Annotated in this window: 17 protein-coding genes; 12 read left to right on the top strand and 5 right to left on the bottom strand. The window is 64.7% G+C overall.

What is annotated here, in order from left to right; all coding sequences use genetic code 11:
- Nucleotides 1–41: 41 nt before the first annotated feature.
- Nucleotides 42–3,098 (bottom strand): hypothetical protein, encoded by a 3,057-nt coding sequence (locus ABD481_RS16395; RefSeq protein WP_344666526.1) that lies wholly within the window; start codon nucleotides 3,096–3,098, stop codon nucleotides 42–44.
- Nucleotides 3,099–3,273: 175 nt separating this feature from the next.
- Here ABD481_RS16395 and ABD481_RS16390 point away from each other — a divergent pair, with 175 nt between their 5' ends.
- Nucleotides 3,274–3,417: a hypothetical protein gene (locus tag ABD481_RS16390; RefSeq protein WP_344666525.1), complete on the top strand. Its 144-nt coding sequence runs from the start codon at nucleotides 3,274–3,276 to the stop codon at nucleotides 3,415–3,417.
- A 23-nt stretch (nucleotides 3,418–3,440) separates the two neighbouring features.
- Here the strand turns inward: ABD481_RS16390 and ABD481_RS16385 are convergent, their stop codons facing one another.
- The gene (locus ABD481_RS16385; protein ID WP_344666524.1) at nucleotides 3,441–4,577 is read right to left on the bottom strand and encodes a hypothetical protein; all 1,137 of its coding nucleotides are present in this window, start codon (nucleotides 4,575–4,577) and stop codon (nucleotides 3,441–3,443) included.
- Between the two features lie 272 nt (nucleotides 4,578–4,849).
- Between ABD481_RS16385 and ABD481_RS16380 the strand changes: the two genes are divergently transcribed.
- From ABD481_RS16380 to ABD481_RS16345, 8 genes are all read left to right on the top strand, one after another.
- Nucleotides 4,850–5,932 (top strand): hypothetical protein, encoded by a 1,083-nt coding sequence (locus ABD481_RS16380; protein WP_344666523.1) that lies wholly within the window; start codon nucleotides 4,850–4,852, stop codon nucleotides 5,930–5,932.
- A gap of 845 nt (nucleotides 5,933–6,777) precedes the next feature.
- Nucleotides 6,778–7,248, top strand: coding sequence for a transcriptional regulator (locus tag ABD481_RS16375; RefSeq protein WP_344666522.1), 471 nt, complete (start codon nucleotides 6,778–6,780; stop codon nucleotides 7,246–7,248).
- A gap of 499 nt (nucleotides 7,249–7,747) precedes the next feature.
- Nucleotides 7,748–7,951, top strand: a complete 204-nt coding sequence (locus tag ABD481_RS16370) for a hypothetical protein (protein WP_344666521.1) — start codon at nucleotides 7,748–7,750, stop codon at nucleotides 7,949–7,951.
- A gap of 4 nt (nucleotides 7,952–7,955) precedes the next feature.
- Nucleotides 7,956–8,123 carry a helix-turn-helix domain-containing protein gene (locus tag ABD481_RS16365; protein ID WP_344666520.1) on the top strand — a complete coding sequence of 56 codons (168 nt, stop codon included), beginning with the start codon at nucleotides 7,956–7,958 and terminating at the stop codon, nucleotides 8,121–8,123.
- A gap of 17 nt (nucleotides 8,124–8,140) precedes the next feature.
- A complete protein-coding gene (locus ABD481_RS16360) occupies nucleotides 8,141–8,293 on the top strand; it encodes a helix-turn-helix domain-containing protein (RefSeq protein ID WP_344666519.1) in 153 nt (50 codons plus the stop codon).
- Between the two features lie 12 nt (nucleotides 8,294–8,305).
- On the top strand, nucleotides 8,306–8,530 hold the full coding sequence (locus tag ABD481_RS16355; protein ID WP_344666518.1) for a hypothetical protein: 225 nt from the start codon (nucleotides 8,306–8,308) through the stop codon (nucleotides 8,528–8,530).
- Nucleotides 8,531–9,204: 674 nt separating this feature from the next.
- On the top strand, nucleotides 9,205–10,116 hold the full coding sequence (locus ABD481_RS16350; protein ID WP_344666517.1) for a hypothetical protein: 912 nt from the start codon (nucleotides 9,205–9,207) through the stop codon (nucleotides 10,114–10,116).
- 145 nt (nucleotides 10,117–10,261) lie between these two features.
- Nucleotides 10,262–11,068 carry a GIY-YIG nuclease family protein gene (locus ABD481_RS16345; RefSeq protein ID WP_344666516.1) on the top strand — a complete coding sequence of 269 codons (807 nt, stop codon included), beginning with the start codon at nucleotides 10,262–10,264 and terminating at the stop codon, nucleotides 11,066–11,068.
- Between the two features lie 316 nt (nucleotides 11,069–11,384).
- On the opposite strand, the gene ABD481_RS16340 is transcribed toward ABD481_RS16345, so the two are convergent.
- Nucleotides 11,385–12,857, bottom strand: coding sequence for a tyrosine-type recombinase/integrase (locus ABD481_RS16340; RefSeq protein ID WP_344666515.1), 1,473 nt, complete (start codon nucleotides 12,855–12,857; stop codon nucleotides 11,385–11,387).
- Between the two features lie 487 nt (nucleotides 12,858–13,344).
- Between ABD481_RS16340 and ABD481_RS16335 the strand changes: the two genes are divergently transcribed.
- Both ABD481_RS16335 and ABD481_RS16330 read left to right on the top strand, forming a co-directional pair.
- A complete protein-coding gene (locus ABD481_RS16335; protein WP_344666514.1) occupies nucleotides 13,345–13,530 on the top strand; it encodes a hypothetical protein in 186 nt (61 codons plus the stop codon).
- A gap of 244 nt (nucleotides 13,531–13,774) precedes the next feature.
- Entirely contained in the window at nucleotides 13,775–13,933 is a 159-nt protein-coding gene (locus tag ABD481_RS16330; protein WP_344666513.1) for a hypothetical protein, read from the top strand.
- Nucleotides 13,934–14,137: 204 nt separating this feature from the next.
- On the opposite strand, the gene ABD481_RS16325 is transcribed toward ABD481_RS16330, so the two are convergent.
- Both ABD481_RS16325 and ABD481_RS16320 read right to left on the bottom strand, forming a co-directional pair.
- The gene (locus tag ABD481_RS16325) at nucleotides 14,138–15,280 is read right to left on the bottom strand and encodes a hypothetical protein (protein ID WP_344666512.1); all 1,143 of its coding nucleotides are present in this window, start codon (nucleotides 15,278–15,280) and stop codon (nucleotides 14,138–14,140) included.
- Complete coding sequence (locus ABD481_RS16320) at nucleotides 15,277–15,792, bottom strand: SigE family RNA polymerase sigma factor (protein ID WP_344666511.1); 516 nt, start codon at nucleotides 15,790–15,792, stop codon at nucleotides 15,277–15,279. Before ABD481_RS16320 ends, ABD481_RS16325 begins: the two co-directional genes overlap by 4 nt.
- Nucleotides 15,793–16,154: 362 nt before the next feature.
- On the opposite strand from ABD481_RS16320, the gene ABD481_RS47400 reads away from it, so the two are divergent.
- The gene (locus tag ABD481_RS47400) at nucleotides 16,155–16,544 is read left to right on the top strand and encodes a CoA transferase (RefSeq protein ID WP_425559194.1); all 390 of its coding nucleotides are present in this window, start codon (nucleotides 16,155–16,157) and stop codon (nucleotides 16,542–16,544) included.
- Nucleotides 16,545–16,717: the final 173 nt, after the last annotated feature.

The raw sequence follows: 16,717 nt of genomic DNA, 5'->3' as shown, positions 1-16,717 counted from the left end.
GACCACAATTGGGGCCCAGCGTAGGCGGATTCGATCCAATTCTAGCTCGGCCGTTCCCAACGCCAGGGAGATCCAGGAACCGAATTCGGCTCGCGACCGAAAGTGTCAAACGCCGAACGGCGTTCGGCGTGAGCGGCTACTTCGATCCAGTAAAGAAAGAGTTCATGATCGGCGCCCGAGTCCATCGCTCGCTCAAGTAGCGTGACGGCCTGGCGTTCATACCCCATCTTTAGCAAGCCCTTAACTAGGCTTTCAACGTGCGCGGGGCTGTCGAGGTCTACTTCACCTATAGTGCGATTAGCGAGCTGTTCCGCTACGCTCCTCGCTGGCGAGTCGTATACGGCTCGGATCAGGCGCCGAGCCGCTAGCGGCTTGGTAAGATCTGTGCGCGAATGAGCCCGCATCGTTAAAATTGAAGCCACCTCCGACTCTACGTTCGAAGGGCTATGCTCGATCAATGCCGCGACGTGCTCGGCGTCGCCCACGTCTAGTCTCTGGCAGATGTCTGGGAGGGCATCTGTCAGGCGTTCGAGCTGCTCGGGTGGCCCTGATTCTTGAAGGGTTCGCAATAAGCCGCCAACGTCCCCTGCGGCCGTTGATATTACTCGCGTAACTGCGCGTTCAGCAGCCTTCTCTGACTCAATTTGTAATCCCGCGCGCTTGAGCGCCCCAATGACGTCCCCGAAAAACCATGATGGATTGTCAATGTCGGCAGCATACTGAGCCGCAAATAGGAGCAGATCGTTTGCGGTGGAGATGTCGATCGCCCGCGCCACGTGTGAGGACCAGATGATTGATGGAATATCCGGATTTTCGCGGTGGATGGTTAGAAGTCGGTTTAGAATATCCGCGGCTGTTGATGACTGTTCGATGTCGTAAAGTGCCTTGGCTAGGTCGGCCGAGTAGTTAGCGCCTGAAAGGTTCACGGTCTGTGCCGCACGTCGCGCTAGCGCGACGGCAGCATCCGCGAGACCGCAATCCGACAATGCGTGAATTAGCGTTGCCAACTTGCCCGGATCGTCCGTCTGTCCGAGGAAGGCTGCTCGATAGGCAAGCACGATAGCTGCATTGGCTACGCGCTCGCGGTGCTCGCGGAGTTCGTATCGTGCTAGGTCCCGAACATGGCGAACCAAGCTTGCTACTTCGCCGAGATCTTCGATACTCACGAAGAGCGCGCCATGTGAGAGCACGCTAAGGGCTTCCTGAGGTGCCTCGTTGTCCGCCAGGCATCGCACCATGGCGGCAAGATGCTCGGGCTCCTTCGGGCTGCCCAGTGCAGTAATCCTGGAGATCAGGATCCTCGCAGCCTGCAAACATCCGGTGCGGTGAAGCGCGTAGATGAGATCTGCAGCGTCATCGTAGTTGTCGAGCCGTACGGTTCCAGCCGCGCGACAGGTCCACTGGTCGAGCGTCGCCGGCGCAGCTGAATTGTGCATGACGTACACAAGATCCGCAACAACCCGCGGGTTCTCTGACTCCACCATGTCAATGACCCACTCGGACGCATCGGTGAACTGGTCGTCGCCTAGTCTCCGAACGACTCGCAATAGTAGGTAAGCTGCTTCAGCGCTCCCCGCGAGCGCGCCACGGCTTCCGAGTTTTGCGGCGTATTTGTACAGACCTGCATCGAATGCAAACCGAGATAGCCGCGTAAGGTCCTGTGGATCATCTGCATATTTTGCAAGTGCTTCCCAGAGTGGAGTGGGTGCCAAGGTTCCTTTACGCTCATGCTGAATCTGTTGCTCGAGGTAGTCGGCCAGCCGATGTACTTTTCGCGCTTCGGCAACGCTTCCAGGCTTAGGGCGACTGGCCGAGAGCGGCCCGCGTGCACCCTTGCACGGAGCAGCACAGTAATCGAGCGCAGCCGTAAACCAATCCGCCTTCAGGTGGTCCCAATCATGGTCTGACAGGTAGCCGACTGCGGCTGCCCTGAGCAGCTCCTCGGGTAGGCCAGGCCCGTGACCGTAGCGTCTCGCGTCGACTGCGGCGTGAATGATCGCTCGTGCGTGGGGAGGAGCGGTTCGGTACCGGGCGATCAGTTGTGGTGCACCGGCAAGGAACTGCGTGACACGCGCATCCTCAGCATGCCGTACTGCGAGGGCTAGTCTGGCGTCGAGGTCGGCGGCGCGGACAGCATTATCCCAAGCCTCACCGGCGAAGGAAGGCGGTACGGAGATGTACTTGTTGCTGAGGAACGCCCGCGCCTGTGGGTGGAGATCCATCTCGCCAGAGTGTGGCGTCCTTGTCAGGGTGTCCCATTGTGACTGCCACATCGTACCTAGTACCAGGAATGGACCTCGGTTTGGACTACGAAGGAGCTCTCGCAGAGCTGCCGCTACGCGTTCTCCTAAGTCTGAGCCTGGCGTCAGGAAATACTGCTGCGCTCCGTCAAGCCACATCACTGTGCGGGGCGCAACATGTGGAAGTCCCTCAAGCAGCGCTTGCGGCGGGCCAGAGCTGATCGGGTTCCACAGCCGCCACGTTTCCGTGAGCGTCACGTGGCGGCCGATTGCTTCCCAGCAAGCGCGGGTCTTCCCAGTGGATGAGTCTGCGACCATGAACACTGCGCTGTTGTGTCCGGCAGCTGCACGGTCAATGACCGCGCCCAGTTCCTGATCGTGATCTCGGAAGATGTAATACGGCAACAGCGGCAATGCGCCGCCAGTCGGGGATACGTCTGCCTCGATCGCTTCGTGCACGTCGTACACGAAGGGGTCGTCCAACTCCGCTATGGGCCGCCCCGGAGAATCGTGCAACCGTCCGGCCGTGGTTGGAGCAGCGGGGCGTCCTTTCCTCTTCTGCTGCCGAGCGTCCTTACGGCGCCTCTCCCACGCCGCGATGGGCTCCGGTCTATACCCGACCTGCCGTTGTGCCGCTTTAGCCTGCAGGACCCTGATTAGCGCCTCAAGGGTCCTAGCGTCCGCCGGCACACTCTTACCGCGTTTCCAGTCGCTTACCGAGGCGTCCTTGAACGTCGCTACCAGAGCCCGGGCTTCAGGCGAGAGGTTCAGCTGAGTGACTGTCGGAGAGCCAGCCCTCTCAAACAGCGTTCGCAGAGCTGAAGCGAATCTCTGGACCGCGTCACCTTCGTCGAGCACGGTAGGTCTCCCGCGTTCCGGACTTCGACCTCGCCGAAGTACCACCGAAATACCGTAATGCATGTCCTACCAGCAGCATCGCCCATGAAGCTAGCAGGTCCCCTCGCCGAAGGCTGAGGTTCCTGGCTCTCTGGGATGCGACAGCGTAAGCACTCAAAGCATCGAGGAGGCCGTGGTGCCGAAGAAGATGTCGACCCAACACCGATTGTCCCAGCGGCTGCGCCGGACCGCGTTGTTCGCCGCCGTGCGCGGGGCGGCCACGACCCTCGGATCAGCCGCCGCTGCCGGTATCGTGTGGTGGCTCGGGCACCACCTCTGACCGCCCGATCGAGTCGGACCGCGTCACGTTGTAGCAGGACCATCCTGCAAAATCTGTTCATCGGGACGCTGGGGCCACAAGGCTTCAACTGCACCACGGTCCTCGAGGGTAAGATCCCAGGGGCCTGAGACAGCGCACAAGGTGGTGACCCAAGGGCGCTGGCCTGCATGATCGGGGGCGAGTAGAACCCCAACCGTCAGGTCGTGACGGAGTTCGGGAAGAGCTTCGATCAACTGCTGATGACGCAGGCGAACCAGCAGCGAGAACATTCCCTGCAGGTCCTGGTTCACCTGAGAGACGACCGAGAACAACAACTGCGGCTGCCCAACTCCCATAATGCGACGAGTTCGCCACCGGGTCGTGTCTGCCGGAATCGCGGCGGCCTCTTCTAACCATCCAAGAAGCAGGTCGCCCAAGTCGCTACGATGTCCGACCACCAAGGTGTCCATGGCAGCCAGCACATCGAGGTACTCATTCTCCGAGACGCCCGAGGGTCGTGGGCAGGCGGCGGTCTCTTCAAGGATCGTCTGAAGCAGCAGGTGTGCGCCGCCCTCAGCTCCTGCAGGCACCTGCGGAAGCACGGGCAATGAGATATGCACCGGATCACCCGCAAGGCCAGCCGTGCTCATCGGCTGGGGCGGCGCGACAGCGTCGGCCGCTGCAATCTGGTAGTAGCGGATAGGCTCCTGGCCCAGCGGCAAAGGCGCGTCGTCTTTGACACGATGCAGGTACCTGATGACGGCATCAGTGGATTTCAGCTGGTCGAACAGAAACTCCCAGTCGCGGCGCACCAGAACCACCGCTCCGGGCTCGGGAAGATACCCGTCTGCGGAAGGGTGATCGACGACGACTACGGGCACCCAGATCTTGCTGGCGTACTCCACCTCCACCTGATTGCCCCGCTCGTTGACGAGTACCTCGCGCTCCTTTCGCGCAAGCGCTCGTAGCGTCCCACTGGCCTGGCTCATGCCCTTCGGGATCTTCGAGGCAAGCCAGCTAGCCTCGCGTGCGCTGTCGTCCGAGACCTCGGCTCGCGCCTTGACCTGAATGACAGCTGCTACGTCGCCCACGCAAACGATCACGTCACCGAGTTCGCGAACGCCGCGACCGCGCGACCGTACCGCAGCGCGAAATACGAAATCAGGCAGGCCCCACTGCATAGCAGCACGTCGAGTGGCTTCTTCCGCGGCCGGCCCGACATCGCCGGACGGCAACGAGGTCGCTGGCGGTACCTGCCGAAGGAATAATCCGCGCTCGGTCCCGACAAGCAATCTCGAGTACTGGTCGTTTGCTCGCGCCATCCAACAAGGATGCCACCCGGCTCCCGCCCATAGCGGCTGTTTGACGTGCGCAGGAGCCGTGGCGTGCTCCGTAGCGAACGGAGCACTGAAAATGGGGAGATCTGGGGGTACAGCTGGGCCAGAATACGGACGTGACTCATGGAAGCCCTCAAAAACCGCGATTCGACCCGACCTGGGTCGCCGAACGTCGCCGCCGATATGACCACTTGCCGCAGGTGCAGCGTGAGCTCAGCTACGACATTCAAGTCCAAGACGAGTACGTCTCGTGGCGGGACTGGCTCGACGAGCAGCTTGCGCAACTGCCTGAAGGGAAGGCAGACACGCTGGCCGGCCGGCTGTGGCAAGACGAGTTCTTCTGGTCGGTCATCTTCGAGCTCGCCGCGGGCGCGGCCCTACGTCGCGCGGGCTTCTCCGTGGCCTATGAGCAGCCATTGGACGGAAGAAGCGGCCTTACGCCGGACTGGACGGTGACGACCTCCGGCGGACAGCCGCTGTTCCTGGTGGAGGTCCACACGGACGATCCGTCGAAGGAGACGTTCGCGCAGATGCGCGCCTGGCATCATCTGGTAGAGGCGATCAAGAAAATCCCGGTGTCCGTGGTGCTCCAGTTGGCTGCGACTGAGGGACCGCCACGACCCCCAGAAGCCGGCACGGCTAAGAAGATCGCCGCCGAGGTGCAACAGCAACTGCTTTCGGTGTGGAACTGGTCCCAGCCCGCCCCAATTAGGATCACCAGCCATGGCTACACCTTCCTGGTGATGGGCGATCCGCGCCTGGGCGGACGCGCGATGGACTCCCCGCTCGGGATGCACGCCGCCTTCGATCCGCCCACTTCACGGGCCGGAATGGTGAGTGCTGACAAGCTGCTGGCGCGCGTGGCCGACAAGGTGTCCAAGTATCGGCAACTCGCCGACCGGTACGGGCTGCCGCTAGCCATCGCGGTCGGGGCTCACAAGTTCACCGGCGTGACGCTCGAAACCGTGGATTACGCGCTAAACGGAGCGGAAGCGCCGATGATCACGATGCAGTTCGGCGCAGGGGACACTCACATCGGCGATGTGACGGTCCAAATGGGTCCAGTGAAACCGTGGCCGATGCCGCCGGATCTGGCCGCGCTGCTGTGGATCGACCATGCCTTCCCCTTCGAGATGACTGTTCGGCCGAACATGAGCGCCCGGCGCTCATTTCCCGACTTCGGTCAGGTAGCGGGCTGACTGACCTTCGTGTGATTCGAGCCAATGTCCGCGCAACCGCCCAGGGTGGTAGCTACGACACGTGGGCGTAGCCGCCCGCACTCCATACCACGTGGCGGAAGGCCCCAAGGTGAAGCAGTTGACCGGTCGGAACAGGTGCCGGCGTGCCGACGGGAAAGAACGCGCCTCCACAACGGTCGCAGTACCATCCCTGATTCCAGAGGGCGATTGCAGCGGGCTGGCCGCGGAGCACCGCGGTGTTACGCCTGACGCGACGAACGAACGCGCCTAGGAACAGCACAACCGGCAGCAAGAAGAACACAGGCATTAGCCAGGTCCCGAAGGCGTAGCCGCCCTTCTGGGCAGCGGTGACCGCCGACGGAGATCCGTGCCGAGTCATGTTAAGGGCGATCCGCACCATCAGGGCGAGCGGAGGGATGAAGAAGAGGGACGCCCCCAAGAGCCACCCTGCCTTGCGAGGGGCAGGGGCCGGCGACAGCGCACTCGATAGGCCGCTGATCGTAACGCCGCCGTGGACGGCGTATCCGTAGGCGACATGACCTCCGGCGACGCCGGCCGCGGAACTGGTTCCGTGATACACGCCAAGACCGTTTCGGTAAATGGCGGGGACGTGCTGGACCCGCTCAACCTGGCGGCAATGCGGGCATGCAAGCGGCGCTTGAAGGGTTTGACCTGCGGCCTCCATAGCCACCTCCTGTGATCATATGGCCAGCTCACAGGCCCGGATGAGCGACTGTACCTCACCGTCGAGGAGTAGGCCAGGGGCAATTTTGGACTTTAGTCTTTCTTCTGCGTTGCATGTTAGACTCACTCTTGGGGCCGCCGGAGCGAGTCCCGACCTGCCGATGACCGAGAAGGGGACGGTGCGCGACATGGCCGCCAATGCTGAGGACACGCCGGCCAAGGAACTGCCGTTCGTCGCTCAACGTCTCGACCTCCTGTTCAGGATCGCGAGCGAGAAGGCGGGCAGGAAGATCGGGGCTGGCACCGTCGCGGACGGGATCAATGCCACGGCCGGCGAGAAGGTCATCGAGCAGAGCTACATCTGGCAGGTGCGGACGGGCCGGAAGGACAATCCCTCCTACAAGGTCCTCGCGCAGTTGGCCGAGTACTTCGGCGTACACCCCGCATTCTTCTTCCCTGACGACGCAAGGCTCACAGTCGCCCCCGAGATCCAAGTCGCGCTGACCGATGAACGCGTCCGGAACCTCGCGCTTCTCTCCGTCGGCCTCTCCGACTCCAGCATCGAGGCAATCACCATGATCGCCAAGAACAGTCGTCAGCTTGAAGGGCTGCCCAAGCACTCGGCTAAGTAGTCGGCGCCCAGCCTTTCCCGCACCGCGCCCGGCACCCCGCAGAAGCGGGGTGCCGGGCGCTGCTGCTTGGCGGATAGACGTCCTCTATCGGGGCGCCGCTGCGCCACCTCCACCTGGTCGAGGCAGAGCATCTCTGGCTGGGCATCGCGGCCATACGGACTGAACCCACGGCCTGATCCGTGCGCGCTTTGGCACTGCACCCCTTGCCCACCTGGGCCGAATCGCTCCCGTTAGCTGAAGGGCCAGCTGAAGCTGTCTAAGGCGACCCATCTACGGGGCCTTCCGAGGAGCCGACAACCTCCTCGGCCTCAAGCCGGACGATCGTCCGATTCCTCGACCATAGTCCAGGACGCCTGAGCCTGGGTCGACTATGGTTGACATTGGATCTAGACCATAGTCTATGATTGACTCATTGACATGGACTCGATGTCGAGTCCGAGGTCCCGCCGGCGTCGACCTCAAAGACGCGGCAACTCCCATCGCTCTTGGAGGCTCAGGCATGTCCGAGTTCCGTTTTCAGCTCCCCGTGTACGGGTTCACCGCACCGCAGATTCCGGGGGTCACACCCACCGGCCGTCATCGGCGCCGCTGCGTCCAGCGCAGGATCGCCCTCCGCCTTCTGATCGCGCGCGGCGTCGTCTTCGCAGCACTCGTCGCAGCCGGCTGTGAGGCGATCGCCGAGGGAGGTCGCGACCGTGCCTAACTGGATGTCATACGAAGAGGTCGCCCTGCGGCTTCGCGTCAGTCGCAGCACCGTCCGCCGCCTCGTAAGGCGAGGAGAGCTTCAGGTAGTCCCCGTAGGCGGGTGTCGACGAATACTGACGCTGTCGTACCTCTACTACGTCTCGACCACGATGGGCGGCGAGCAGAGGTGAGTGTTCCGCTGTACACCGTGCGGGAAGCCGAGCAGGTCCTTCGGACCAGCCGTACAACGATCTACCGGCTCATGAAGGCGGGCGACCTCGAAGGCGTCATGGTCAGGGGATCGCGACGCTTCACCGTCAGGTCGGTCGAACAGTACATCGCCAGCCAGATCACTGAGTAGAACGGGGACTCTATGCCTAACTTCCCGCTTGATACAGGTGGTGACGTCCGCGGCAAGATCGACTGGGAGGGCGGCGTGTGGGGCGCACTCTGTTGGGGACTCGCTGCCGAAGATCTGCCCGAGCAGTACCGCGAGGCCTGGCGGTCCATGGCCGAGCTCTACGACGAGCTCGACAGACGCGCCACCGCGTTCTACGAGCAGTTACCGCCGGAAGCCGATGGCGACGCAGAGTACTAGCCCACGCCCCGGCCGTCGGCCGGCGGTTAGGCCAGTCCACAAGACACTCTTCGGGGACAACCCCGTGCAGAACCGGAGCAGCCAAATGCGAAAGATCAAGATCTACGACCGCTACGCTGCCCGCCCAGCCGATGCCTGGATCGGTCGTCGATGGCACTCGACCCGGAAGGCGAGCTGCGGAAGCTACCTCGTCGGAGTAATCATCGACGTCAGACCTGGCGCTGTCAGGGTACGTTGGTCGCCCTGCTGCCCTGAAACGGACAGTTGGGAAGCGACTGACCGAGGCACGTTGATGAAAACCTAGTCGCGGTCTACGTCTGGGCCGCCCCTCCGAAAGCGGGGGCGGCCCACACCTATTTCGACACTCGCGTCGGTGACCAAGTACGACACTCCCCCGGCGGGGCGGCGGGTCGCTGCGGTGCTGGTGGGCGGCTTACAACGCACGACTGTCAGTGCGCGGCCCTACCCTGTCCTGAAGGACTGGTCACGGGGCAAAGACAGCCTGCGGGCCTCCATCAGCAAGGGATCCGGTGAACAACCGCTACAACCTTCGCCTTGACCCCGGCGAACGTATCGACAACGACGCCCTGCTTCGTGACATGTTCATGGCCCTCGGCCAGATCTTCGACGGCATCGCCGAACAGTGACAGGTCCCGCCGGTCGAGGTGAAGCTCGTGGTCGCCGACGACTTCCATCAGGGCGTCGATGACGCCTTTGCCATGCGCGATCCGGATCTCGCCTCCGAGGGCAGCGTCGGGCCGTACGACAGCCAGCGCCTCGGCGGCACTGCGATCGCCAAGAACATCATCTTGGATCGGCAGGCGGCCCGGGTCCGCATCGTCGTCAACGGCGCGCTGCTGGCCGCGGGCCCGGACGCGTCCGTCAGCCCGTGGGCAGTCTTCCTGATCGCCCATGAACTGGCGCACCCCATTTTGGAGCGGCGCCGTCGGACCAGCGGAGCCCTGGAGCGCGAGCCCGAATACCCGCGGACCGCGACCGAGGCTGCCCGTGCCTTCGTCCGATCGGCGCTGGACGAGCTACACGCCGACCTGATGGCCGACATTGTCCTTGGGCATCTGTGGTCCGTTGAGATCGAGGGGCAGGACGCCCGGCCGGTGCGCGCCACCGACCTCGAGGTCGTCCTCGGCCAGCACCTCCAGGTCGCCGATGTGCTGGACAGCCACGTCCACCCAGGCTGGCCGGACTTGGTCGACGCCCACCGCAACTGGCGCCTCAGCGTGAACGACCTCTACGTGCGCCTGTTCCGAGAGACGGATCAGATGCTGACGCTACTCGGCCACGCCCAGGCCGAAGCCACCTGGCTGGAGCAGCTGGGGCCGTTGGAAGCCGAGTGTTCCGATCACCCCGGGGCACAGCTCTACCTGGCCGATGTCTGGCGGCGGATCATGAAGATTCGCGACGAGTCGGAGTTCTCCACCGACCCGGACGTCATCTGCGAGCAAGACCTCGCCATCGTCGCCGAAGGCGAGGCCGCGGTACTTCAGATGTGGCAGCGACTCGGGCTCACATTCGACATCTACGAGGATCGGGGCATGTACATCCACGTCGATGAGCCTTTGCGCTGAAGCGGCATGTGCCCTGGCCGCAACAGGCTACGGGGCCGCACAGGCCGTTCGACGGCCCGGGCCGGCCGTTTATCCCGCGACCTCATCGGCGGCGAAGCAATATCCTGATCTCAGCGCCCCGCACTAGAGCGGCGAGAGGATGAGAGTGACCGCGACGCCGGAGAAGGTCCAGATGGTCTACGTCATCGGTAGTCCCGGCGGAAGCCGGGTGAAGATTGGCACCTCTGAGGACGTCCCGCGCCGGCTCGCGCAGCTCCAGAGCTCATCGCCCGTCGAGCTTGAGGTGCTCTGGCAGAAGAAGGGTGGCGTGGAGCTCGAAACCGCGCTTCACCGGCGGTTCAAGACCGCGCGCGCCCATGGCGAGTGGTTCGACTTCCCGGAGGGCGACCCGGTCGCGGTCATCGCTGAGGCGTTCCTCGAGGAGCAAGCTCTGCTGATCCTCGCTCAGCAGAAGAAGGCCCGCGAGCCGCTGGTTCCCTGGGAGGACCCCGAGGGCACCGTCGTCATGATGAACGGTGTCCTGATGGTCATGCCGCCGCACACCGAGGGCGGCTGGCTTTGTGTCGCCCGGGATTCCAAGCGCAACCGGCGTTGCCATCGGCCGATGAACGGCAGCAGCCTCGAGGCGTGCTGGGCGGAGTGGATCGTCCCGGGTCTCGGCGTGCTGTCGGGACGGTCGTTGGACCAGAAGGTCATCGTGCCCGGCGACGAGGTGGTCATGGCCGCGGCGATCCGGCGGACGTTGATGCAGGTGTGCAAGCAGCATGAGGACTCCGATGCATCCACTCGCGAACCGGTCGCCTGGCGGCCGTTCGACCTCGCACACGACCGCCACCTGGTGAAACCGCTCTCGGATAGGTCCGCGGGCTACGCCCTGCTGCCGGGGTTCGAGGCGATGGAGGCCACGGTGCGGGAGTTCGCAGAGAGCCTCGTACCGCAGCCCGCAGACTGACGCTTTAGGGTGGGCAGGCGCGGGCCCTCACGCCCGCACTCGCAGCATCTGCAGCATCTGCAGCACCGCCGCCGACGCGCCTTGTGCGTGCCGAACAGCAGCGCGGCGGTGTTCTCCGCGGCCTGGTGGGCGGCGGCCGGCAAGACGGCGGCGTAGATCTAGGCGGTGGCCTGGATCGAAAAGCGCCCGAGCATCGCCTGCGTGATCTTTAGCCCAGCCCGGGCAACCGGCTCAGTGGCACTGCACCGACGCACATAAGCCGGTCCGGGGGCGAGCACAGATACCTGCCCCGCCCCAGACAGTCACGGTCGACGGCTCAAGACGCGAGGCGTTCGTACGTGTCCTTGATGCTTGCCATCATCTTCATCAGTTCGGCCATATCGGGCGTACCCTCCTTCGCCGTTGAAGGCTCGGCCTGGAGATCGGCCGGGGTGCGCGCACCGCGTATCGCGTCGAGGGCGCTTAGCGCCGCGTCGCCGGCTCCTGGCAGCGTCCCGAGGTACTGCTCGGTGGTGGTGATGCTCCCGTGGCCTAGGCGTTCCTTCACAATTTGGAGGTCGGCACCGCCGGCCAAGAGCCACGATGCATGGGCGTCACGCATCGACTTCGGTGTCACCTTGAAGGTGATCCCAGCAGCTTTGACCGCGGGGTAGAAGACCTGGTTGCGGAACCAGTTGCCGTCGATGTGACCGTCGGTGTCAGGCGCGCGCAGCTTCCGCGGCTCGTCCTTGCCCATGGCGCGGCGCTCCGCACGGTACGCGCTCATCGCGTCGCGACAGTACTGGCAGCGGCATTTCATGCCGGAGTACGCCGTAATCGTCCCGTGCCGGAATTGCCGACCAGACTTGGGGTGTGGTTCGGTCCAACCCAGCGTCATCGGATCGGGCAACACCTCCGGACGCTTGCGCCGCTTGGCCTCGGTGGGCTGCGCGAACTGGAAGAACAGATCGTCAGGGGCGAGCCCACGGGCCTTGGCGAAGTCCACGAGCTTCCCTGCAAGATGTCTGGCGATCTTGAGCTGTCGCCATTCACCGTCCTTCGGGTACTCCTTGACGTGGAAGCGCTTGCCCTCAGGGTGGAACTGGGGATCGAGCTTGACGACCACTCGGGCAATGGTGACGACGTCGGCGTCCGCATCCAGGTCCTTCACACGCAGCTCGGTGAGCTCGCCCCATCGCATGCCCGTCTCGATGTCCGTCTCGACGAGCAGCTGCATCATCTCGCCATCGTGTTCACCGGCCCCGATCGCCGCATGGATCCGGTCGTACTGGGCTGCAGTAAGAATCTGCTTCGTCTTCTTGGCCACCGTTGGGCGTTTGACGCCCCGGCCGGCATGGAGACGGGTCACCTGATCGTTGAATGCTGTGGTGAAGATGGCGTCAAGTACGGCCTTAGCGTGGCGACGAGTCTGAGCTGGGACCTTGTCGGCCTGCATCGCTGTCAACCATTCGCGGACGTGTTCGGGCAGGATGTCGACCATCCGCATCGAGCCGAACTGCGGCATGAGGTGCTTGCTGATCAGGTAGTGATAGTTCTGCCGCGTCGACAGCTCCATACCGTGGTTCGGAAACCACGTCCCCGTGACGTACACCTCGAACCTCTGCCGTCCACGCTTGGGGTCGCCGATACGTCCGGCGGCGAGATCGTTCTCGGCCTTCTGCCATGCCCTCTCAGCCTGTGTCTCGGTTGAATAGGTTCCGGCCGACCGAGTCTTGCCTCGTATGTCTCGGTAGCAGGCGATATAACGGATCGTCCCTTTTGTGGACTCTCGCCGCTTGACCCAGCCCAATAGATCCCCCTCGCGTCGCGCGTCGTGTCCGCAAAATGTCCGCGGTCACGCTGAAACAGAGCGAGACAGATTGAAACAAGTGGATACTTATAAACTGCCTCTGACCTGCAGATTAGCAGGCGGAAACCGGCCTCTACAAGCCAACTACTTGACAGCCTAGGCGGGCTGGGGGTCAAGGGGTCGCAGGTTCAAATCCTGTCAGCCCGACGGTAACATCGCAGGTCAAGGCCTCAATCCGAAGGATCGGATTGAGGCCCTTGATATACTTTGGGGGCCGCTTGGGGGCCACTGTGGCGCCGCCGTCACGGTGCCTGGAAGCTACCTCCACTTCCGCACCAACGCCGTGACCTGTGCTTTCAGTACAGCGGCGCTGACCCCATTGACCGCAGGTCAAGTTCGGCAGCGACTATGCCCACCTCTCGGACCAGGCAAAATCCGATGACGAACCTGACGATGAGCCGATCCAGATCGGCCGCATGAATTCCTGATGGTCGATGAAGCGATGGTGGGCCAGGTCTTCGATAGCCTCGACGCGCTTGACGGTCATGCATCCCCCCACGCCGAAGTCATCCTGGTCCTCGGTGACGACGAGGGCGCGTCATTCGAGATGCCGTTCGGCCCCTGCCTCATCGTCCAGAGCTTCCAACTCGATCAGCCGTTTCGAGGCCGCTGATTGGGGACATACCTCACCGGCATGGCCATCAAGATGATCAGCCCAGGGCGCGACATCGTGACGGTCTGCCCCGTTCCACGACTGGGCGTGGACCCCGCCGGGCCGACACTGGCCGGCGCATCCGCATCCAATCGACGGCCAGGACCGGCAGGCCGGCGGCACCAGGCTGGCCGTCGACCCGGTCGCGGCGTTCGCCGCGGTCGTCAGTTGTGCGCGCCCCCGGGCCCTTGAAGCGGGGCTGCACGTGATCGTGAACAGCGGTCCGGAAGGCGTCGACACCGTCGACGGCCCCGGCGTGGCCGAGATGGCGGCGCGGATCAAGCACTTCCGGCCGCTGCTCGCCGCAGCCGCCCGCCCCGAGCCGCAGGCGCATGGTCCGACCGTGCAGGCATGGGCGTCGTGACTGCCGCTGGTCGCCGGCGCAGACCCGGCCCGGCTCGCACCGACGAGCGGGCGCTGCTGGTGCGGCGTGCCTTGGGCGAGCGCGCCTGGGGCATGACGTCGGTGTCGCTGGTGGCACTGCGCCGTGACGGCGGGTCCGGTACGACTTCAACGCCAACCCGGGAGATGCGGCGGGATGGACCGGGGTGGCGGACGATGCCGGCGGCTACTTGACCGGTGACGGCTCGTAGGTCAGGACGTGGCCGGACGCATCGTAGAACGTTCGGCCGACCATCGAGAACCCTTTGGCACCGAGCTCGACGATGCACACGGCGAAAGAGAACCCGCCGATACGGACCGTGGAGGCGCGGAACGTTCCGGTGCTCAGTGCGAAGTCGACGTGGTCGACACCGTTGCCCACCAGGCCGCCCAGCGCCACCCACCACGGGGCGTTGCTCGGCACGTTGTCGCCCATGGGCGCGCGGTCCGGGCCTGTCGGCGGGGCCGGAGTCGTGGCCGACGGCAGCGGCTGGCAGGTGGTGTTCGGGACCTTTTTCTTGTCGTCGGGGGAGTTCTGGTGCTGGATCGTGTAGCAGATGCCGAACGGGCCGGTGTGGACCTCGACGTTCGCCGGGACGCCCTTGACGGTCGCGGTGATGGTACCCGCGGCCACGGGCTGCGTGGGCGTCTCGTCGGGCCGGTACCACATGGCGAGCTGCGCGTCGGTGGGGCTTTGGTAGGCGATCGAGTAGGCGACGACACGGCCGTCGGCGCCGTACGCGGTGACTCGGCTGATCCCTACTCGCCGCGGCACCTCGAAGGCCGCCATCGGCGTGTCCACGATCTTCGCCGGTGTCAGGGACAGGCGTTCGCCGTCTGTCAGATCGACATCCGCGCGGGCCACACCCGGACGCAGCCGGATCCGGTACTTGATCGGCGCAGAGGTATAGGTCTGAAAGGTGGAGGCCAACTCCGCGGCTGCCCCCGGCCCCGGTGCCCATCCTTGCAGGCAACCGAACAGGTCGCCGTCGTCGGTCGCACACCGGCCCGCCGCCACACTGACCGACCACTTCTTGCCGTCTGCGGACCCGGAGAACACCGTGCCGCCTTGCTTGTCGACCTTCGGCGGATTCACGCTGACCGCAGCGCCCCCGCCGACGGCCGAGCCGTCCCGCCACGGCCCCACCCCGGCCAGCACCGGCGTGGCGACGCCCGCGACGGCGACCACCGCCAACGCGGCGGTGCCGGTGGCACGGCGCCGGGCGCGCACCGCCCGGGCGCGGCCGATGACCGTCTCCACCGGGGCCGGCGGGGCCGACAGCCGGCCGGGTTCGGCACTGATGCGGTGCTGCAGGTCTTCAATGCTCATCGTGACGTGCTCCCATCGTGAAGGTGCGGGCTAATACGGAGCTTGGCCAGGGCGCGGCTGGCCTGGCTGCGGACGGTGCCGGCCGAACAGCCGAGGATCGCAGCGGTCTGGGTCTCGGTCAGCCCATCCCAATAGCGCAGCGCCACCACCGCCCGCTGCCGCGGCGGCAACTCCATCAGCGCCGCCACCAGCACCGAACGCTGATCCAGCTCGGCGGTGCCGTCGGAGACCGTCACCGCCTGCTCCTCCGGCGCGGCACCGGTCTCCGGCACGCGCCGCTTCCGGAACCGCGAGTGGTTCGCGTTCAGCAGGATGCGGCGCAGATACGCGTCCGGGTCGTCGACGCGGCGCAGCCGCGGCCAGGAGACCAGGGCCTTGGTAAACGCAGTCTGCGCCAGATCCTCGGCATGACCCCAGTCGCCGGTCAGGGCGTAGGCCAGGCGTACCAGCCATGGCCAGCGGCCCACCATGAACTCGGCAAACTCAGCCTCCCGGCTCTCCGCATCCCGCATCGATCCCCCTCCTCGCCGCTGCCTTTACCCCTCAAAACCACAACGGCGACACAGACCGCTGCACGTCACGGCGAAACCAGGGCACCCAAGCCCGGGCAGCGACGTGGGCAAACCTTGGCGAACCGTTGTGACCTGCGCGATAGTCCCGCTGTGCCGACGATCGAGGCAGCGCGTCCCACTTTGATCATCCATGACTGCCGTGTACCCTGACGCCGCTGCCGAGTCCGCTAAATCCGTCGAATCTGCCCCCGACAGCGCCGGCGCCGAGGCCCAGCCGCCGGCCGGGCTCCTCGTGATCGATCTGACCGGATCCTGGCCGGACCGTTGGCCACGATGATCATGGCCGATCTGGGGGGGCGCGGATCGTCGAGGTCGACCATCCTGCTACCGGCGACGACTCCCGCCGCTATGGGCCGTTCGCGCACGACGGCCGCTCCATGTATTTTGCCCGCGTCAACCGCGGTACGCAGTCACTGGCCGTGGACCTGAAGAAGGACCCGAACAGGTCGCAGCGCTGGCCCAGCACGCCGATGTGCTGGTGGGGAACTTCCAGTCCGGAGTCATGGACCGGCTCGGCACGCGGTGATCCAGGCACGCAGCGGCCCCCGAACCGTCCCGTCATCGCAACATCCCCTACGCAGGTGTTGCGACCTCCCCTGGAACTCGCCCCGTCAGACCTGGGCCACTTCAAAGATTCTGGCACGCTTTCCGGGACAGGCGGAGTGGATCATCGCGGCGCTGGGGTCCGGTGAGCTTCGAGCGCTTGGGCCTGCGCTTGTCCCGCACGGGTCGCTGTGTCGTGACCGTGTGAGGCACGGAAGATGTTCTGGAGTCGTGGACGGCCGTGTTGTTCGGGGATGACGCTGAGGCGGTCGTCGAGGCGATTGGCCGTTGCGGGCCGAAGGTCCACATCGCTGCGCGAAGA

The sequence above is a fragment of the Catenulispora yoronensis genome (assembly GCF_039531695.1).
GTDB lineage: Bacteria > Actinomycetota > Actinomycetes > Streptomycetales > Catenulisporaceae > Catenulispora > Catenulispora yoronensis.
This window is presented reverse-complemented; position numbering and strand designations above follow the sequence as displayed.